Source organism: Kitasatospora sp. NPDC056446 (assembly GCF_042796115.1).
Lineage (GTDB): Bacteria > Actinomycetota > Actinomycetes > Streptomycetales > Streptomycetaceae > Kitasatospora.
The window spans coordinates 148414-164743 of record NZ_JBHTRF010000010.1 but is presented as its reverse complement, the minus strand read 5'-3'; the positions used below and the strand labels follow the sequence as shown (position 1 = coordinate 164743).

Sequence of the window (16330 nt, the reverse complement as noted above, 5' to 3'; positions counted from 1 at the left end):
AGAGGAACCGTGACCACAACCGTGCAGCGCGTCCGCGAGTTCCCCCTGCCCGACGTGGGCGAGGGGCTGGTGGACGCGGAGATCCTCGCCTGGCACGTGAAGGCGGGCGACCGGGTGGCCGACGGCCAGGTCGTCTGCGAGGTCGAGACGGCGAAGGCCGCCGTCGAGTTGCCGATCCCGTACGACGGGGTGGTGCACCGGATCCACGTCGAGGCCGGGACGACGGTCGCGGTGGGCGCGGTCATCATCTCGATCGACACCGGTACGGACGCCGCCGGGCCCGTCGCGGTCGAGCCCCCCGCTGCCGAACCCGTTGCCGCCGAGGCCCCCGCCGAGCCCCCCGCCGTGGAGCCGGCCGCCCGGCAGCCGGTGCTGGTCGGCTACGGCGTGGCCCCCGGCCGGTCCGGCCGCAGGCCCCGCCGGAGCGCGACGGCGGCACCCGCCGCGGCCGGTCGCACCGAGCGGCCCGCCGCCAAGCCGCCGGTCCGCAAGCTGGCCAGGGACCTCGGGGTGGACCTGGGCCTGGTCGTCCCGACCGGCGTCGGGGGCGTGGTGACCAGGGCGGACGTGCACGCGGCCAGCCCCGCGCCGGCCACCGCGCCGGACACCTCGCCCGGCACCCCGTCGGTCCCCGGTACCCCGCCGGCGGCCCCCCAGGCCGGTCTGCCGGCCGACCCCGCCCCGACCGCCGGCGAGACCCGCATCCCGGTGCGGGGGGTGCGCCGGGCCACCGCCCGGGCCGTGGTCGCGAGCGCGTTCACCGCCCCGCACGTCACGGAGTTCATCACCGTCGACGTGACCCGCACCATGGCCCTGGTCCGGGAGCTGAAGCAGGACCCGGAGCTGGCCGGCCTGCGGGTGAACCCGCTGCTGCTGGTGGCCCGGGCGTTCCTGCTCGCCATCCGGCGCCACCCGGAGATCAACGCCGGCTGGGACGAGGAGAACCAGGAGATCGTCCGCAAGGACCGGATCAACCTGGGCATCGCCGCCGCCACCGACCGCGGTCTGATCGTCCCGACCGTCAGGGACGCGGGCGGCCTGACGCTGCCGCGGCTCGCCCACGCGCTCGGGGACCTGGTCGCCGCCGCCCGGGAGGGCAGGACCACGCCGGCCGCGATGACGGGCGGCACCGTCACCCTCACCAACATCGGGGTGTTCGGCGTGGATACGGGCACGCCGATCCTCAACCCCGGCGAGTCGGCGATCCTCGCCTTCGGCGCCGTCCGGGAGCGGCCCTGGGTGCACCGGGGCGAGGTCAGGCCCCGGCAGGTCACCACCCTCGCGCTCTCCTTCGACCACCGGCTGGTCGACGGCGAGCTGGGGTCGAAGGTGCTGGCCGACACCGCGGCCGTCCTGGAACACCCGAAGCGCCTGCTCACCTGGGCCTAGGCACGAGTGAGCCGACGCGGCCCGGCCGACCCGGTCCCGCCGAATCCACGAGGGAAGCCATGACAGACACCACAGACACCTCAGACACCGCCGACACCACAGGCACCGCAGGCACCGCAGAGCAGACCCGCCCCGATCGCGTCACCGTCGACGACTACCTGGGGCCGGGGGAGAAGCGCTTCTTCGGCGAGGGCTACAAGCGCGCCCGGCAGCGGCTCACGGACGTCCGGGTGGGCCCCGGCCCGGACGGCACCGCCACCGTCACGGCCCTCGCCACCGTCCGCTACCCGGACGACTGGTCGAAGAAGGGCAAGCGCAACCAGCGCCCGCACCTCAGCAGCATCGACGTGCTGCTGCTGGCCGGCGAGGCCGCCGAGGTGTACCTCGCCCACGTGCTGGGCCTGGACGCCGGGCAGCGCGCCGCCGCCCGGCTGCGCCGGGTCCGGATGAAGGCCGGCACCAGCCCGGTCGAGGAGGACCTCGACCTGTTCCCGGTCGAGGCGGCCGTCTCCGAACTCCCCGGCGCGAGCGGGGACCCGAGGGTCCGGGTGTCCGTCGCCGACTGCCGGGTCGGCGCCCTGCGGGTGCGGCTGGAGATCGAGCACCCGGCCGGCGCCACCCGCACCGGGCCCGGCTCGTACGCCGACCCGGACGAGCTGCTGGGCAGCGCCGCGCTGCGCCCGTACGGCACCGCGCACCAGGCCAAGTACCAGGTGATCGAGGGCCTTGCAGTCGACTTCCCGGCGAACTCGGCCGCCGCCACGGTGAGTTCGCGCTTCCGATCGGACGAGGACCTGCCGGTGCGGGGGCTGGAGAGCTACAGCCACCGGGCCACCTCGATCCTCGACGCCTTCGTCGCCACCATCCAGCTCGGCCAGATCCTGCTCTACGAGATCGACGGCGTCCCCCGCTCGGCGAGCAACACCCTCTGGATGCGGCAGACCGTGCTCGACATCGGCGACCCGCACCAGCCGGTCACCGAGCCCGAGCGGCTCACCGTGCACCTCGACGAGACCGAACTGCTCACCTCGCGCGAGGGCGAGACCTGGCGGCTGGTCGACATCGTCGGCGCCTTCCGGCACATGTCGGTCCGCTGCTCGGCCGCCCACCGGCTGCCCTGACCTCCCTGACCTCCCCGCTGGCCAGCCCGCCCTGCCCGACCGCCCGACCGCCCCGATGACGCCGACCGCCCACTGTGGAAAGGACCCAGACCATGACCGTTCGACTCCGCCGCGCCACCCCCGGAGGCCGGTCATGAGCCGGGCCGCCGTCCTCGCCGGCCTCGGCGCCACGGTGCCGGAGCGGGCCGTCGACAACGACGAGATCTCCCGGCTGGTCGACACCGACGACGAGTGGATCCGGACCAGGACGGGCATCCGCCGCCGCTACTGGGCGGCGCCCGGCACCGCCACCGGCGACCTCGCGACGGTCGCTGGCCGACGGGCGCTGGAGTCCGCCGGCGTCGACACGGTCGACCAGGTGATCCTGGCGACGAGCACCCCCAACCGTCCGATGCCCGCCACCGCCCCGGAGGTCGCCGCCGCGCTCGGCCTCGGCGGGGTGCCCGGCTTCGACCTGTCCGCCGCCTGCGCCGGCTTCGTCTACGGCCTGCACTCCGCCGCCGGCGCGATCGCGGCCGGATTCGCCGAACGCGTCCTGGTGATCGGCGCGGACATCTGGTCCACCCGGCTGGACCCGGAGGACCGCGCCACCGCCATCATCTTCGGCGACGGCGCCGGCGCGGCCGTCGTGCGCGCCGGGGAGGCCGCCGAGCCCGGCGCCCTGACCGGCTTCGACCTCGGCAGCGACGGCGCCAACCGGGACCTTGCCTTCCTGCCCGCCGGCGGATCCCGCCAGCGCTCCGAGCGGGCCCCGCTGCGCGAGGAGGACAACTACCTGGCCATGCGCGGCAAGGAGATCTTCACGCACGCGGTCGAGCGGATGGCCGGCTCCTCCGAAGCGCTGCTGCGCGCGATCGGCTGGGCGGCCGAGGACCTCGACTGGTTCGTCGGCCACCAGGCGAACGTCCGCATCCTGCACACCGTCGCGGACGTGATGAAGGTGCCGCGCGAGCAGGTGGTGGTGCACCTCGACAAGGTCGGGAACACCTCGGCCGCCTCGATCCCCCTCGCCCTCACCGACGCCGCCGCCGAGGGCCGGCTCGAACCCGGGCAGAAGGTGCTGCTGACCTCCTTCGGCGGCGGGCTGAGCTGGGGTTCGACGGCCCTGACCTGGCCCGACATCAAGGTCACCGGCATCGAGTCCGACTGATCCGGCCATCCGCCCGCCCGGCCACCCGGCTGCCCAGCCCCCCGCCTCCGCCCCCACTCCCGCCCCCGGCACCCCGATCGAAAGGACCGACGATGGACCGGATCTCCGAGCGCATCCTCGAACTCCTGCGTGACAAGTTCTCCCTCGAAGGCGAGGTCACCGCCACGACCGCCTTCTCCGACCTCGAACTCGACTCCCTCGTCCTGCTGGAACTGTCGGTCATCCTGGAGCGCGAGTTCGGCGCCCGTGTCCCCGAGGACGAGATGGCCGACGCGGGCAGCGTGGCCGGCCTGGCCGCCCTGATATCCGCCCGGACGGCGGCGGTCTGACCCCCGCTCCTCCTACTCCTTACGACACTCCTTCCGACGAATCAGGAATCACCCATGACGCTGAAGAACCGTTCGGGACAGCCCGTCGATCAGGCCCGCATCGACGAGCTCCGCGCCGCGGTCCGCGGCGAGGTGTTCGCCCAGGACGACGAGGGGTACGCCCAGGCACGGCTGGTGTGGAACGGCTACTTCAGCCGCCGCCCGGGCCTGATCGTGCGCTGCGCGGGCGCCGCCGACGTGGTCGACGCGGTCCGCTTCGCCACCGAGCACGACGTCCTGCTCGCCGTCCGCAGCGGCGGGCACAGCTACCCGGGCCACTCGACGATCGACGACGGCCTGGTCGTCGACCTGAGCCGGCTGAAGGGCATCCGGGTCGACCTCCAGCGCGGCGTGGCGATCTGCGAGCCGGGCCTGCTGCTGGCCGAACTCGACGACGAGACCTACCGGTTCGGGCTCTCGGTGACCGGCGGCCAGGTGTCGCACACCGGCATCGCCGGGCTGACGCTCGGCGGCGGGATCGGCTGGCTCTGCCGTTCCCAGGGCCTCACCGTGGACAACCTGGTCGCGGCGGACGTGGTCCTCGCGAACGGCGAGGTACGGCGGGCCAGCGCGGAGGACGACGCCGACCTGTTCTGGGCGATCCGTGGTGGCGGCGGCAACTTCGGCGTCGTCACCTCCTTCGAGTACAAGCTGCACCCGCAGGGCGCCTGCCGCACCGGCGTGGTGGCCTACCGCGCCGACGACCACGCGGCGGTCGCCCGAGGCCTCTCCGCGTTCGCCGAGACCGCCCCGGACCGGCTGGCCCTGGCCGTCGGCTTCTTCGACCTGGAGGACGGCGCGACGGGCATCGCCGTCCGCTACGTCGACACCGCGCCGGCCGAGGACACGGACGCGCTCGTCGACGCCCTGGCCGGCTTCGGCCCCGAGCCGGTGCTGCGGACCACCGAGACCCTGCCGTACCCGAAGGTCCAGCAGCTCGTCGACGCGGACATGGCCCACCACCGCCGCTACTACACCCGCTCCTTCATGGTCGACACCGTGACCGAGGAGGCCCTCGCCACCCTGGTCGACGGGTACCGGGCCCGGAAGTCGCCGCTGTCCCAGATCGGCCTGATGCTCCTCGGCGGCGAGGTCGCCCGGGTCGCCCCGGAGGCCACCGCCTACCCGCACCGCGACCCCGGCTTCCTGGTGACCCTGCTCGGCGGCTGGACCGACGAGCGGGACGACGAGGCCAACACCGGCTGGTGCCGCTCCGTCTACGACACCCTCCAGAAGTTCACCTCGGGCGGGGTGTACGTCAACGAACTGGTCGACGAGGGGGAGCGCCGCATCCTGTCCGCCTACGGCGAGGGCCACTACCGGCGGCTGTCCGAACTGAAGGCGAAGTACGACCCGAACAACGTGTTCCGGGTGAACCAGAACATCAAGCCCGCCAAGCCCGCCCACCCCTGACCGGCACCCCGGCCACCTCAGGAACCGGGGGAACCCCGGAAAACAGAAGAACCCCCAGACGAATCTGGGGGTTCCTGCCGGTGTCCGAGGGGGGACTTGAACCCCCACGCCCGATAAAGGGCACTAGCACCTCAAGCTAGCGCGTCTGCCATTCCGCCACCCGGACCAGGTGTCGTCCTCGCGGCTTCCGATCTCTCGTCCGTCGCGCTGACAGATGTAACTGTAGCAAAGATCGGCTTGGGGTCCCAAAACGGCTCCGGGCGGCGGAGTGGGGCCGGTGGCGGGGGCAAGGGGCGGCGTGTGGCGGGGGCGTGACCAGGGGGTTTCGGGGGCGTGCGGGGGGTGGATCCGGGTCGGGGGCTGGGGGAGGATGGGCGGACGTGCTCGTACGGCCCGGGTGCAGGTCCCGGGGGTGGCGCGCTGGTGCGTCGGTGCGGGCCAGAGACGAGGAGTGACCGTGAGCGAGCGGAGCGAGTCTGCGGCGTCGCAGGTGACGGCTGAGTCGGAGGTCGCCGGGATCTGTCGCGATCTGATCCGGATCGACACCAGCAACTACGGCGACGGTTCCGGTCCGGGCGAGCGCAAGGCGGCCGAGTACGTCGCCGAGCAGCTCGCCGAGTTCGGGCTCGAACCGAAGATCTTCGAGTCGGCCAAGGGGCGGGCCTCGACGGTGGTCCGGATCGAGGGCGAGGACCGTTCCCGCCCCGGCCTGCTGATCCACGGCCACACGGACGTGGTGCCGGCCAACGCCGCGGACTGGACGTACGACCCGTTCGGCGGCGAGATCGCCGACGGCTGCGTCTGGGGGCGCGGCGCGGTCGACATGAAGGACATGGACGCGATGACCCTGGCGGTCATCCGGGACCGGCTGCGCACCGGGCGCAAGCCCCCGCGCGACATCGTGCTGGCCTTCCTCGCGGACGAGGAGGCTGGCGGCACGTACGGCGCGCGCTTCCTGGTGGACAAGCACCCGGGGCTGTTCGAGGGCGTGACCGAGGCGATCGGCGAGGTCGGCGGCTTCTCCTTCACGGTCAACGACCAGGTCCGCCTCTACCTGGTGGAGACGGCCGAGAAGGGCATGCACTGGATGCGCCTGACGGTCGAGGGCCGGGCCGGGCACGGTTCGATGACGAACGACGACAACGCGATCACCGAGCTGTGCGAGGCGGTGGCCCGGCTCGGCCGGCACCAGTTCCCGCTGCGGATCACCAAGACCGTCCGGGCCTTCCTGGACGAGCTGTCCGACGCGCTCGGGGTCGAGCTGGACCCGGAGGACATGGACGAGACGCTGCGCGTCCTCGGCGGCATCGCCAAGATGATCGGCACCACGCTGCGCAACACCGCGCAGCCGACCATGCTCGGCGCCGGGTACAAGGTGAACGTGATCCCCGGTCAGGCGACCGCGCACGTGGACGGCCGCTTCCTGCCCGGCTACGAGGAGGAGTTCCTGGCCGAGCTGGACAGCGTGCTCGGCCCGCGCGTGAAGCGCGAGAGCCTGCACTCGGACAAGGCGATCGAGACGGGCTTCGACGGGGCGCTGGTCGAGGCGATGCAGACCGCGCTGCGGGCCGAGGACCCGATCGCCCGGGCGGTGCCGTACTGCCTGTCGGGCGGGACGGACGCCAAGTCCTTCCAGGACCTGGGGATCCGCTGCTTCGGCTTCGCGCCGCTCCAGCTGCCGCCGGAGCTGGACTTCGCCGGGATGTTCCACGGTGTGGACGAGCGGGTGCCGGTGGACGGCCTGAAGTTCGGCGTCCGGGTGCTGGACCGCTTCATCGACGCCTGCTGACGAGGCTCGACGTTCATCGACGCCTGCTGATCAGGTGACTCGGTCGGCCCGCTCCCGGAGTGCCGGGGGCGGGCCGAACGCATTGTCCGAGCTGATGATTGTGGGACGAGTCGAAAGAGATCGACAGAAACGATTCTGCCCGGGATTCCAGGGTGATCATGTGTACGAGTCATCACCGTTGCGGGTGAATGGCAAATCTGTTCCGTACCCCGTTTGCCGCAGCGTCGTTCATTCCTGTGGAGCCCGCCGAACGGGCTGCGTTGTCCATACAGGAGGAATGATGAAGGTCAAGAAGATCGCCGCTGTCGCCGCTGCCACCGGTGGCCTGGTGCTCGCCGCCGCCGGTGTCGCATCCGCGCATGGCGGTGCCGGTGCCGAGGGTGTGGCCGCCGGTTCCCCGGGCGTCGTCTCCGGCAACCAGATCCAGGTCCCGGTGCACATCCCGGTCAACCTGTGCGGCAACACCGTGAGCGTGATCGGTGTGCTGAACCCGGCGTTCGGCAACCACTGCGCCAACTTCTGAGCCGTGCTCCGGGCCGCTGAGGCCCGTTGAGTCGACTCGACCCGGCCCCCGGGCGGCGGACGCGCCGCGCCGGGGGCGTTCGCGTACCCGGCGGCGGCCGGGTGCGGACGGTCGCGGCGGACGGTCGCGGCGGTCAGTCGGGCTGCGGACGGTCGCCGCGGTCGGTCGCGGCGAGGGCAGACGCGGTGCGGATACACGGGTAGCGACACGATCGCTCGATCGAGTGAAGCTGCCGCGTTCGGCCCAACCTCCCCGTTCGCCTCTCGTTAACTCCTGTGCAGCCGAAGACCCTGCGTGATTTACGGATATATCAAAATTCCGACTTTCATAAGGTTCATGCCAAGGTCGACACGTCGTCTCGAAAACGTCAGGGGAAAACATGAGGAATGTAGCCAAGAAGGGGATCCTCACGGCCGTGGCCACCGGCAGTGTGCTGGCCTCGACCGCCGGCTACGCCTACGCGGGTGCCGAGGCGCAAGGAGGTGCGGTCGGGTCAGCGGGCGTCGCCTCGGGCAACTCGGTGCAGGTGCCGATCGAGGTGCCGATCAATGCCTGCGGCAACACGGTCGACGTGATCGGCGCGCTGAACCCGTCGTTCGGCAACCACTGCGCCAACGCCGGCGGCGGTCGCCACGCGGCGCCCGCGTCCGGGCAGTCCGGCCACGGCGGCCACGGCGGCCAGGCCGGTGGCGGCACCGCGGGCTCCGGCGCCGGCGGCAGCCGGGGCACCACCGCCGCGGGCTCCTCCGCCTCCGGGACAGCCGCCAACTCGCCCGGTGTGGTGTCCGGCAACAGCATCCAGGCCCCGGTCGACGTCCCGGTCAACGCCTGCGGCAACTCCGTCGACGTGGTCGGCGTCGCGAACCCGGCCTTCGGCAACGACTGCGCCAACGTGGCACATCCCGCGCCGAAGCCCGCGCCGAAGCCGACCGAGGACTGCCCCGAGGGCAGCCACCCGACCCCGCCGCAGGTCGGCGGCGAGACCAACCCGGGCATCCCGCGCACCGGCGGCCCGACCACCGCGCCGCCCGCGACCCCGAGCACCCAGGCCGTCCCGGCCGCCGCCCGTACGACGGCTGCCACGGCGGACACCCCCGTCGGCCAGCTGGCGTCCACCGGCGCGGGCAGCGTGGAACTGCTCGGCGCGGCCGGGCTCGCCCTGCTGCTCGGCGGCGGCGTGCTCTACCGCCGCGCCCGCGCCGGGGCTCGCTGACCCGACCGGTCGCCGGCCCCGCGGACCCTCCGCGCGGCCGGCCCCGCACCCCGTCCACGCGCACCCGCCGGGGACGACGACGCACCCGCGGCCACCGGATCACCGGGCGGTCGCGGGTGCGTCAAGGGCGTGCCCGAAGAGCGCGTGCCCGAAGGACGTGTGCCCGAGGAGCGCGCGCCGGAAGGGCGTCTGTGGAGGGCGCGGGTGAAGGCCGTGCGGGCGTCCGTGCGGGGCGGAGCGGCCCCGTCACCAGTTCCGGACCTGGCGGATGATCTTCCGCTTGAGCCGGACCGTCCGGCTGCCGTCGGGGAACAGCCGCAGCCGGTCGAGCTCCCAGTGCCCGTACTCGGCATGCTCGGTGAGCAGTTGGCGTGCCGCGTTGCGGGTGGTGCCGCGCGGCATGCGCAGCGACTGGTACTCGTACTCCGGCTGCCGGACCGGCTTCCGTGGGATCAAAACGCTCCTCCTGGAGATCACCTTCAAGCAAGCCTACGGCCTGCCCCGGACAGTCGGCCCGGGTATTTCCGGCCGTCCTCCCGCGCGGAACCGGCAGCCCGGAGGCCCCGGATCCGCACCCTCGACTGACAGTGCATCAGTTGTGTTGTCCCTGGGGAGGGGATACCCCGATCCCGGCGCGTGAAGCGGTGCCCGGACGGCCCCGCCGGGTCCGGCGCGCGCCCTCCGCGCCCCGCTCGCGCCGGTGCCGCACGGGGACGGATCGGTGCAGATCGGGCATCAGGGCGGAAGTTGCGGTGAAATCGCGGGTGTAGGTGACAACCGCTGTGCGTACCGACACCGCGGGGAGATAGCGTCTGCACCATGTCTGATGCCGCGCAGCCCACCATTGCCGAGGTACGCGCCGCCGCTGAGGCGGTCAAGGCCGCCATCGACCGTCATCTGGAAGCGGTGTCAAGCCCCAACGCAACCGATGATCCCGCCGTGACCGACGCTTACGAGCAGCTCGCGACGGCGGCCATCGCCTATGACCAGCTCCTGTACGAGGCGTACGACGAGGTCACGCCCTTCGAGATCCCCGGGGACGAGGGCCCCGGCGGGTACCACGGCCCCGAGCAGCCCGAGGCGATCAGCGTGCTGATCCGCCGTGACTACCACGTCGTCGACTCCACGAGGTTGCGCGCCCAGGCCGAGCGGCTGGACGAGTCGCTGACCCCGGGCGGAGCCGGCCCGGGCGGGGTGAACGCCGCGATCGGCGTGCTGTTCGGCGAGTACGAGCCGGACGAGATCGCCGCCCGCAGCGAGGAGTTCGGGCTGGAGGAGGGGGACTCGACGCTCTGGGTCGCGGCGGCCGAGCCGACCGAGCCGGGCGAGTGGCTGCCGGAGCCCTTCGAGCACGCCGATCCGCAGCTGCTGATCTGCCGGTTCGACGTGAGCGAGGTCTACGACGACGAGGACCCGGACGACTGAACGCGGTCCGGAACGGACGAAGGGCGGGCCCCCTGACCATCGGGGCCCGCCCTTCGCGCGTGGCGCGCCGGTGCGGCCGGTGCGCCGGGTGTCAGTCCACCGAGGCGGCGTTCTCGGCGAGCACCGCCCGCAGCCGGGTGGTACGCGGCTGCGCCGGGCGCTCGGCGACGGCCTGGGCGAGCGCCGGGCCCGCCGCGTGCACCACGGACAGGTGCCGTTCGGCCCGCCCGAAGGCGGTGTAGACCCACTGCCGGGTGAGCGCCGGGGCGGCGTCCTCCGGGAGCACGACCACGGCGCCCGGCCAGCGGCGCCCGAGCGCCTGGTGGACGGTCAGCGCCCAGCCGTGCCGCAGCTTGGCGGCATCGGCGGGCGGGACCGTCCGGCGCGAGCCGTCCGCGTACTCCAGGTGCAGGCCGGTGGCGTCGCCGTCCAGCACCCGGGCCGGGCGGGTGATGCCGGGCGTGGGGGACTCGACCACCCGGTCGCCCGGATCGAAGCCGCCGAACCGGCCGGGGCCGGGGTTGAGCCGCGCCTTGGCGGCCGCGTTCAGGGCCCGGGTGCCGGCCGAGCCGCCGTGGCCCGGGGTGAGCAGCACCACCTGCTCGGCGGGGATGCCGAGGGCGCGCGGGATGGAGTCGGTGAGCAGCTGGACGGCGCGGTGGACGGCCTCGCCGCCGTCCTTGGCGGTCAGGATGACCACCTCCTTGTCCGGCGCCTCGACCGGCTGGAGCTCGCCGATGCCGATGCCGGAGACCAGCTCGCCGATCGGGCCGAAGTCCGGGGTGCGGGAGGCGACCGCCGGGCAGGCCTTGGCGGCCAGCAGGTCGGCGAAGAAGCGGCCGGGGCCGGCCGACCAGAGCTGGCCCGGGTCGCCGCTGAACACCAGCCGGGTGCCGTCGGCGAGCGACTCCAGGACGGTCGCGGCCAGTTCGAGGTCCAGCAGCGGGGCGTCCAGGACGACCAGCAGGTCCAGCGCGAGCATGCCGTCCGGGGTGCGGCCGGGGCCGGCGGCACCGGAGAGCAGGTCGGCGAGGGTGACCACGGCGGGGGACTCGGTGGTGCCGGCATCGGCCTCGGCGCCGGCCGGGGCGAGCGCCGCGAAGGAATCCCGGCCCTGGTCGGTCCAGGTGGCGGCCCAGGCCCGCAGCCCGAGGCCCCGGGCGGCGGCGACCAGCGCGGCCGGTTCGGCCCGGGCCGCCTCGCCGCCGCTGTGCAGCACCAGGGCGCTGTCGGCGACGGCGCGGATCAGGGCGCTCGCGGAGGAGGACGACGCGGTTTCGGCGGCGGCCTCCCACGCGGCCGGGCCGGGGGCGGCGGGGGCTTCCTGGGTCGCGTCCTGAGTCGCGTCCCCGGTGTCCTCCGAGCCCTCCCCGTCCGCCGTGTCCTCGGCGTCCCCGGTGTCCTGGGTGGCCTCGGTGTCCGCCGGTTCGGCGTCCGCGCCCGGAACGAAGGTGGCCATCAGCTGGACCAGCGCCTCGGCGAGGGTGTCCTCCGCCATCGCCAGCCGCTCCAGCGCGAGCAGCGTGCGGGTCGGGGGCTCGTCGTCCTCGCCGCCCGCCGCGTGCGCCTCGGCTCCGGTGAGCTCCTCCTGCGAGGGCAGCACCCGCCCGTCCTCGACGGCGGCCTGGACCGCGGCGGCCGGGTCCGGCATCCGGAGCTTCTCGAGCCCGGCGGTCACGTCGGCCAGTTCCTGGGCCGAGTGCCCGCGCAGCGCCGCCTGCTCCAGCAGCCACTGCACCAGCGCCTGGGCGCGGCGCCGGTCGCCCGGTTCGGCCTCGGGGCCGAGCAGTTCACGGGCGAAGCCGTCCGCGTGCTCGGGACGGACGCCGGGCAGGCCGAGCACCGCCCACGGGTCCTCGCGCAGCCGTTCGGCGGCGTCGTCGCCGAACTCGGCCACGGCCGCCGCCGCCAGCTCGGCGGGGGCGCCACCGCCGGTCAGCACCGCTGCGGTCGCCCGGAGCACGTCGTCGCCAGGCCCCTCGGGGACCCGGGCGGCACGCGCGGGCACCACGACCGGTGCGGCCGGAGCGGCCGCCGGAGCTGCGGCGGGAGCAGCCGGCCCGGCCTGCCCGGCGGGCTCGGCGGGCCGCCGGGCCGGTGCGGAGGCCGGAGCCTCCGATGCCTCCCGAGCCTCCGATGCGTCCGGAGCCTGCGGATCCTCCGGCGACTGCGGTTCCTCCGAAGCCTGCGGATCCTCCGCGGACTTCCGGGGCAGCGGAGGATCCGGCCTCATCCCGCCCAGCCCCTGCGGCCTGGTGCTGAGCAGCTCCTGCCTCAGCGCCGCGACCTTGGCCGCCTTGGCCGCCTCCGCCGGAGTCACCTGGGCCCCGCCGGCTCCTGCCGGAGCACCGTTCCCCGTGTCACTCATCGTCGTCCGCTCCAAGGTCACTCCACTGCGTGTTCTGCTCGTCGATCCGGCCGGGCCGTCACAGCTCGGTCCACCCTTGGTCCGGGTAGCGGTGCACCGGCGACGAGACGTCGTCCAGCGCGCTGCGGATCTCACCCGGAAGCGTAAGCGCCTCCACCGACAGCGCCGCCTGGAGCTGCCCCACCGTCCGCGCCCCGACCAGCGCGCTCGCCACCCCGGGCCGGTCCCGGACCCAGGCCAGCGCGACCGCCAGCGGGCTGCTGGCGAGCCCGTCGGCGGCGGTGGCGAGAGCGTCGACGATCCGCCGGGAGCGCTCCCCGAGGTACGGCTGGACGAACCCGGTCAGGTAGGGGGAGGCGCCGCGCGAGTCCTGCGGGACGCCGTGCCGGTACTTGCCGGTGAGCACCCCGCGCCCGAGCGGCGAGCCGGCCAGCACCCCGATCCCGGCGTCCAGCGCGGCGGGCAGCGCCTCGCGCTCGATCCCGCGCTGCAGCAGCGAGTACTCCAGCTGCGCCCCGGCCAGCGAGGCCCGCCCGTGGTGGGCGCGCTGCCAGGTGGCGGCCTTGGCGAGCTGCCAGCCGCTGAAGTCGCAGACCCCGACGTAGCGGGCGCGCCCGGAGGAGACGGCGATGTCGAGCGCGCTGAGCGTCTCCTCGACCGGGGTCGCGGGGTCGAAGGCGTGCACCTGCCACAGGTCGACGTAGTCGGTGCCGAGCCGGCGCAGCGAGGCGTCCAGGGCGGTGAGCAGGTGGCCGCGCGATCCGTCGAAGCGGCGGGCGGACTCGGGGACGCTGCCGGCCTTCGTGGCGATGACGAGTTCGGACCGGGGGATCAGGTTGTCGGTGAGCCGGGAGATCAGGTACTCGGCCCCGCCGTCGGCGTACACGTCGGCGGTGTCGACCAGGGTGCCGCCGGCGTCGACGAACTCCTTGAGCTGCTCGGCGGCCTCGTGCTCGTCGGTGTCGCGGCCCCAGGTCATGGTGCCGAGGGCGAGCCGGGAGACCTGGAGTCCGGTGCGGCCGAGGTGACGCTTTTCCATCGGGCGGGCCCTCCACTGGCCGGTGGCGCCGGGAGCCCGGCAGCCCTGTAAACGCGCAGGTGGGGAGAGTGCTCCCCCCGTCGGCTGAGCGTAGCGGCCGGTGCGCGGACAGGTGGGAAGACCCGCAGAACGATCACTGCCGCCGCAGGTGGGGCGCATGTGACCCAGCCCACCACTACCCGTCAGTAGCATGTCCGGCGCGGGCGCGGTTACCCTCGGCCCGACCCAACCCACTGGAAGGTGTGGCAGATGCGACTCGGGATCAACCTCGGCTACTGGGGACTCGGCATGGACGCCGACAACATCGCCGTGGCCCAGGAGGCGGACCGCCTCGGCTACGCGGTCTGCTGGGCGGCGGAGGCGTACGGCTCGGACGCCGCGACGGTGCTCAGCTACGTGGCCGCGAAGACGGAGCGGATCGACGTCGGCTCGGCCATCTTCCAGATCCCGGCCCGCACCCCGGCCATGACCGCGATGACCGCCGCGACCCTGGACACCCTCTCCGGCGGACGGTTCCGCCTGGGCCTCGGCGTCTCCGGCCCGCAGGTCTCCGAGGGCTGGTACGGCGTGAAGTTCGACAAGCCGCTCGCCCGCACCCGCGAGTACGTGGAGATCATCCGCAAGGCGATGTCCCGCGAGCGGCTGGTCCACGAGGGCGCGAACTGGACGCTGCCGCTGCCCGGCGGCCCCGGCAAGCCGATCAAGCTCACCGTGCACCCGGTGCGCGAGCACATCCCGCTGTACATCGCCGCGATCGGCCCGAAGAACCTGGAGCTGACCGGCGAGATCGCCGACGGCTGGCTCGGCATCTTCTTCTCGCCCGAGCACGCCGCGCTCTCCCTGGACCCGCTGGTGGCCGGCCGTGCCAAGGCCGGGAAGACACTGGACGGCTTCGACCTCTGCCCGACCGTGAACCTGGCGGTCGGCGAGGACATCAAGGCCGGGGTCGACGCCCTGCGCTCGTACGCGGCGCTCTACATCGGCGGCATGGGCAGCAAGGAGAAGAACTTCTACAACCAGCTCACCCGCCGGATGGGCTTCGAGCAGGCGGCCGACGAGATCCAGGAGAAGTACCTGGCCAAGGACTACGCGGGCGCCGCCGCCGCCGTCCCGCACGACCTGATCGACGCGACCTCGCTGATCGGCGACGCCGCCCGGATCGCTGACCGGATGCAGGCCTACGCCGAGGCGGGCGTCACCACGCTCACCCTGGCCCCGGCCGGGTTCACCCTCGACGAGCGGATCCAGGCGCTGCGCACCGGCGTCGCGGCGCTGGAGCGCGCCGGGCTGGCCTAGCCGGTCCTAGCCGGTCCTAGCCGGACCTCGCCGGACCGGACACCCCGGCACCCCGGCACCCGGCACCCGGGCAGCGGGTGCCGGGGTATCCGGGCGGCGCTACAGCCAGTCGTGCCGCTTGAACACCCGGTGCAGCACCAGGCAGACCAGGACCATCAGGGTCAGCACCGCCGGGTACCCCCAGGGCTGGTGCAGCTCGGGCATGTCATCGAAGTTCATCCCGTAGACGCCCGCGATCATCGTCGGCACGGCGGCCAGCGCCGCCCAGGCCGAGATCTTCCGCATGTCGTTGTTCTGCTGCACGCTGACCTGCGCCAGGTTGGCGTTGAGGATGTCGGACAGCAGCCGGTCCATGCCGTCCACCTGGTCGTTCACCCGGGCCAGGTGGTCGGCGACGTCCCGCAGGTAGGGCGCCGTCTCGGGGCGGACGAAGCGGGTGTGGCGATCCAGCGTCAGCATCGGCTCCAGCAGCGGGCCGGTGGCGCGGCGCACGGACATCACCTGGCGCTTGTAGCCGTAGATCCGCCCGGCGGTGTCGCGGCCGACCCGGCCGGGGGCGAAGATGTCCGCCTCCAGCTCGTCCAGGTCGGCCTGCAGCCCGGTGGTGACCTCCATGTAGCCGTCCACGACGGTGTCGGCGACGGAGTGCAGCACCGAGCTGGGCCCGTAGCGCAGCAGCTCGGGCTCCTGCTCCAGCCGGGCTCGCAGGCCGCTGAGCGGGCTGTCGGTGCCGTGCCGGACGGTCATCACGAAGTCGCGGCCGAGGAAGACCATCACCTCGCCGACCGTGACGGCGTGCGCGCCGGGGGCGTAGCCGAGGGTCTTCAGGGCGATGAACAGGGAGCCCTGGTAGGCCTCGACCTTGGGGCGCTGGTGGGCGCTGACGGCGTCCTCGACGGCCAGTGGGTGCAGCGCGAACTCCTTGCCGACGTGGTCGAGTTCCTCGGCGGTCGGTTCGAAGAGGCCTATCCAGACGAAGCCGTCCGGACCGGCCGCGCGGGCGGCGGCGAGCGCGCCGGCCAGGTCGTCGGGGGCCTCGATCCGGCGGCCGTCGCAGTAGGCGGCGCAGTGGACGATCATGCGGGCCATTGTCACCCGGCCGCGGCCGTCCGGCACGGACCGGGCGCGCGGGCGACATCCGGACCGGCGGCCGGGCGGCGTCCGGACCGGGCAGGCGGCGTCCGGACCGGGCGGGAAACCGGACGGTGACCCGCTCCCACGGCCGTGCCCGGAGGC

Annotated in this window: 14 protein-coding genes and 1 tRNA gene; 10 read left to right on the top strand and 5 right to left on the bottom strand. The window is 73.7% G+C overall.

The window, feature by feature from the left end; translation table 11 throughout:
* The first annotated feature begins 9 nt into the window (after positions 1 to 9).
* The 5 genes from ACFQ6N_RS09990 to ACFQ6N_RS09970 all read left to right on the top strand — a co-directional run bounded on the left by ACFQ6N_RS09990 (position 10) and on the right by ACFQ6N_RS09970 (position 5441).
* Entirely contained in the window at positions 10 to 1389 is a 1380-nt protein-coding gene (locus ACFQ6N_RS09990) for a dihydrolipoamide acetyltransferase family protein (RefSeq protein WP_380648196.1), read from the top strand.
* A 59-nt stretch (positions 1390 to 1448) separates the two neighbouring features.
* Positions 1449 to 2510 (top strand): AvrD family protein, encoded by a 1062-nt coding sequence (locus tag ACFQ6N_RS09985; RefSeq protein ID WP_380648195.1) that lies wholly within the window; start codon positions 1449 to 1451, stop codon positions 2508 to 2510.
* A 133-nt stretch (positions 2511 to 2643) separates the two neighbouring features.
* Positions 2644 to 3660: a beta-ketoacyl-ACP synthase III gene (locus ACFQ6N_RS09980; RefSeq protein ID WP_380648193.1), complete on the top strand. Its 1017-nt coding sequence runs from the start codon at positions 2644 to 2646 to the stop codon at positions 3658 to 3660.
* Between the two features lie 92 nt (positions 3661 to 3752).
* Complete coding sequence (locus ACFQ6N_RS09975) at positions 3753 to 3989, top strand: acyl carrier protein (RefSeq protein WP_380648191.1); 237 nt, start codon at positions 3753 to 3755, stop codon at positions 3987 to 3989.
* Between the two features lie 54 nt (positions 3990 to 4043).
* Complete coding sequence (locus ACFQ6N_RS09970) at positions 4044 to 5441, top strand: FAD-binding oxidoreductase (protein ID WP_380648189.1); 1398 nt, start codon at positions 4044 to 4046, stop codon at positions 5439 to 5441.
* An 81-nt stretch (positions 5442 to 5522) separates the two neighbouring features.
* Here the strand turns inward: ACFQ6N_RS09970 and ACFQ6N_RS09965 are convergent.
* A tRNA-Leu gene (locus ACFQ6N_RS09965) sits at positions 5523 to 5607 on the bottom strand.
* Between the two features lie 291 nt (positions 5608 to 5898).
* On the opposite strand from ACFQ6N_RS09965, the gene ACFQ6N_RS09960 reads away from it, so the two are divergent.
* From ACFQ6N_RS09960 to ACFQ6N_RS09950, 3 genes are all read left to right on the top strand, one after another.
* The gene (locus tag ACFQ6N_RS09960; RefSeq protein WP_380648186.1) at positions 5899 to 7230 is read left to right on the top strand and encodes a M20/M25/M40 family metallo-hydrolase; all 1332 of its coding nucleotides are present in this window, start codon (positions 5899 to 5901) and stop codon (positions 7228 to 7230) included.
* A gap of 280 nt (positions 7231 to 7510) precedes the next feature.
* Entirely contained in the window at positions 7511 to 7753 is a 243-nt protein-coding gene (locus ACFQ6N_RS09955) for a chaplin (RefSeq protein WP_380648184.1), read from the top strand.
* A gap of 379 nt (positions 7754 to 8132) precedes the next feature.
* Positions 8133 to 8966: a chaplin gene (locus ACFQ6N_RS09950; protein WP_380648183.1), complete on the top strand. Its 834-nt coding sequence runs from the start codon at positions 8133 to 8135 to the stop codon at positions 8964 to 8966.
* A gap of 246 nt (positions 8967 to 9212) precedes the next feature.
* On the opposite strand, the gene ACFQ6N_RS09945 is transcribed toward ACFQ6N_RS09950, so the two are convergent.
* A complete protein-coding gene (locus ACFQ6N_RS09945) occupies positions 9213 to 9419 on the bottom strand; it encodes a DUF5703 family protein (RefSeq protein WP_380648241.1) in 207 nt (68 codons plus the stop codon).
* Between the two features lie 366 nt (positions 9420 to 9785).
* Here ACFQ6N_RS09945 and ACFQ6N_RS09940 point away from each other — a divergent pair, with 366 nt between their 5' ends.
* Positions 9786 to 10391, top strand: coding sequence for a hypothetical protein (locus ACFQ6N_RS09940; protein WP_380648182.1), 606 nt, complete (start codon positions 9786 to 9788; stop codon positions 10389 to 10391).
* 91 nt (positions 10392 to 10482) lie between these two features.
* On the opposite strand, the gene ACFQ6N_RS09935 is transcribed toward ACFQ6N_RS09940, so the two are convergent.
* Positions 10483 to 12759, bottom strand: coding sequence for a helix-hairpin-helix domain-containing protein (locus tag ACFQ6N_RS09935; protein WP_380648180.1), 2277 nt, complete (start codon positions 12757 to 12759; stop codon positions 10483 to 10485).
* A 58-nt stretch (positions 12760 to 12817) separates the two neighbouring features.
* Positions 12818 to 13798: an aldo/keto reductase gene (locus ACFQ6N_RS09930; protein ID WP_380648177.1), complete on the bottom strand. Its 981-nt coding sequence runs from the start codon at positions 13796 to 13798 to the stop codon at positions 12818 to 12820.
* Positions 13799 to 14047: 249 nt separating this feature from the next.
* Here ACFQ6N_RS09930 and ACFQ6N_RS09925 point away from each other — a divergent pair, with 249 nt between their 5' ends.
* Positions 14048 to 15094: an LLM class F420-dependent oxidoreductase gene (locus ACFQ6N_RS09925; protein WP_380648175.1), complete on the top strand. Its 1047-nt coding sequence runs from the start codon at positions 14048 to 14050 to the stop codon at positions 15092 to 15094.
* Between the two features lie 99 nt (positions 15095 to 15193).
* Here ACFQ6N_RS09925 and ACFQ6N_RS09920 read toward each other — a convergent pair whose 3' ends face one another.
* Positions 15194 to 16183 (bottom strand): magnesium and cobalt transport protein CorA, encoded by a 990-nt coding sequence (locus ACFQ6N_RS09920; protein ID WP_380648173.1) that lies wholly within the window; start codon positions 16181 to 16183, stop codon positions 15194 to 15196.
* Positions 16184 to 16330 lie beyond the last annotated feature (147 nt).

Bases quoted from the DNA above. Each gene is read 5' to 3' on its own strand.
- ACFQ6N_RS09950 (WP_380648183.1), top strand. From the start codon at position 8,133: ATGAGGAATGTAGCCAAGAAGGGGATCCTCACGGCCGTGGCCACCGGC.
- ACFQ6N_RS09940 (WP_380648182.1), top strand. From the start codon at position 9,786: ATGTCTGATGCCGCGCAGCCCACCATTGCCGAGGTACGCGCCGCCGCT.
- ACFQ6N_RS09930 (WP_380648177.1), bottom strand. From the start codon at position 13,798: ATGGAAAAGCGTCACCTCGGCCGCACCGGACTCCAGGTCTCCCGGCTC.
- ACFQ6N_RS09935 (WP_380648180.1), bottom strand. From the start codon at position 12,759: ATGAGTGACACGGGGAACGGTGCTCCGGCAGGAGCCGGCGGGGCCCAG.
- ACFQ6N_RS09920 (WP_380648173.1), bottom strand. From the start codon at position 16,183: ATGGCCCGCATGATCGTCCACTGCGCCGCCTACTGCGACGGCCGCCGG.
- ACFQ6N_RS09955 (WP_380648184.1), top strand. From the start codon at position 7,511: ATGAAGGTCAAGAAGATCGCCGCTGTCGCCGCTGCCACCGGTGGCCTG.
- ACFQ6N_RS09980 (WP_380648193.1), top strand. From the start codon at position 2,644: ATGAGCCGGGCCGCCGTCCTCGCCGGCCTCGGCGCCACGGTGCCGGAG.
- ACFQ6N_RS09970 (WP_380648189.1), top strand. From the start codon at position 4,044: ATGACGCTGAAGAACCGTTCGGGACAGCCCGTCGATCAGGCCCGCATC.
- ACFQ6N_RS09975 (WP_380648191.1), top strand. From the start codon at position 3,753: ATGGACCGGATCTCCGAGCGCATCCTCGAACTCCTGCGTGACAAGTTC.
- ACFQ6N_RS09985 (WP_380648195.1), top strand. From the start codon at position 1,449: ATGACAGACACCACAGACACCTCAGACACCGCCGACACCACAGGCACC.
- ACFQ6N_RS09925 (WP_380648175.1), top strand. From the start codon at position 14,048: ATGCGACTCGGGATCAACCTCGGCTACTGGGGACTCGGCATGGACGCC.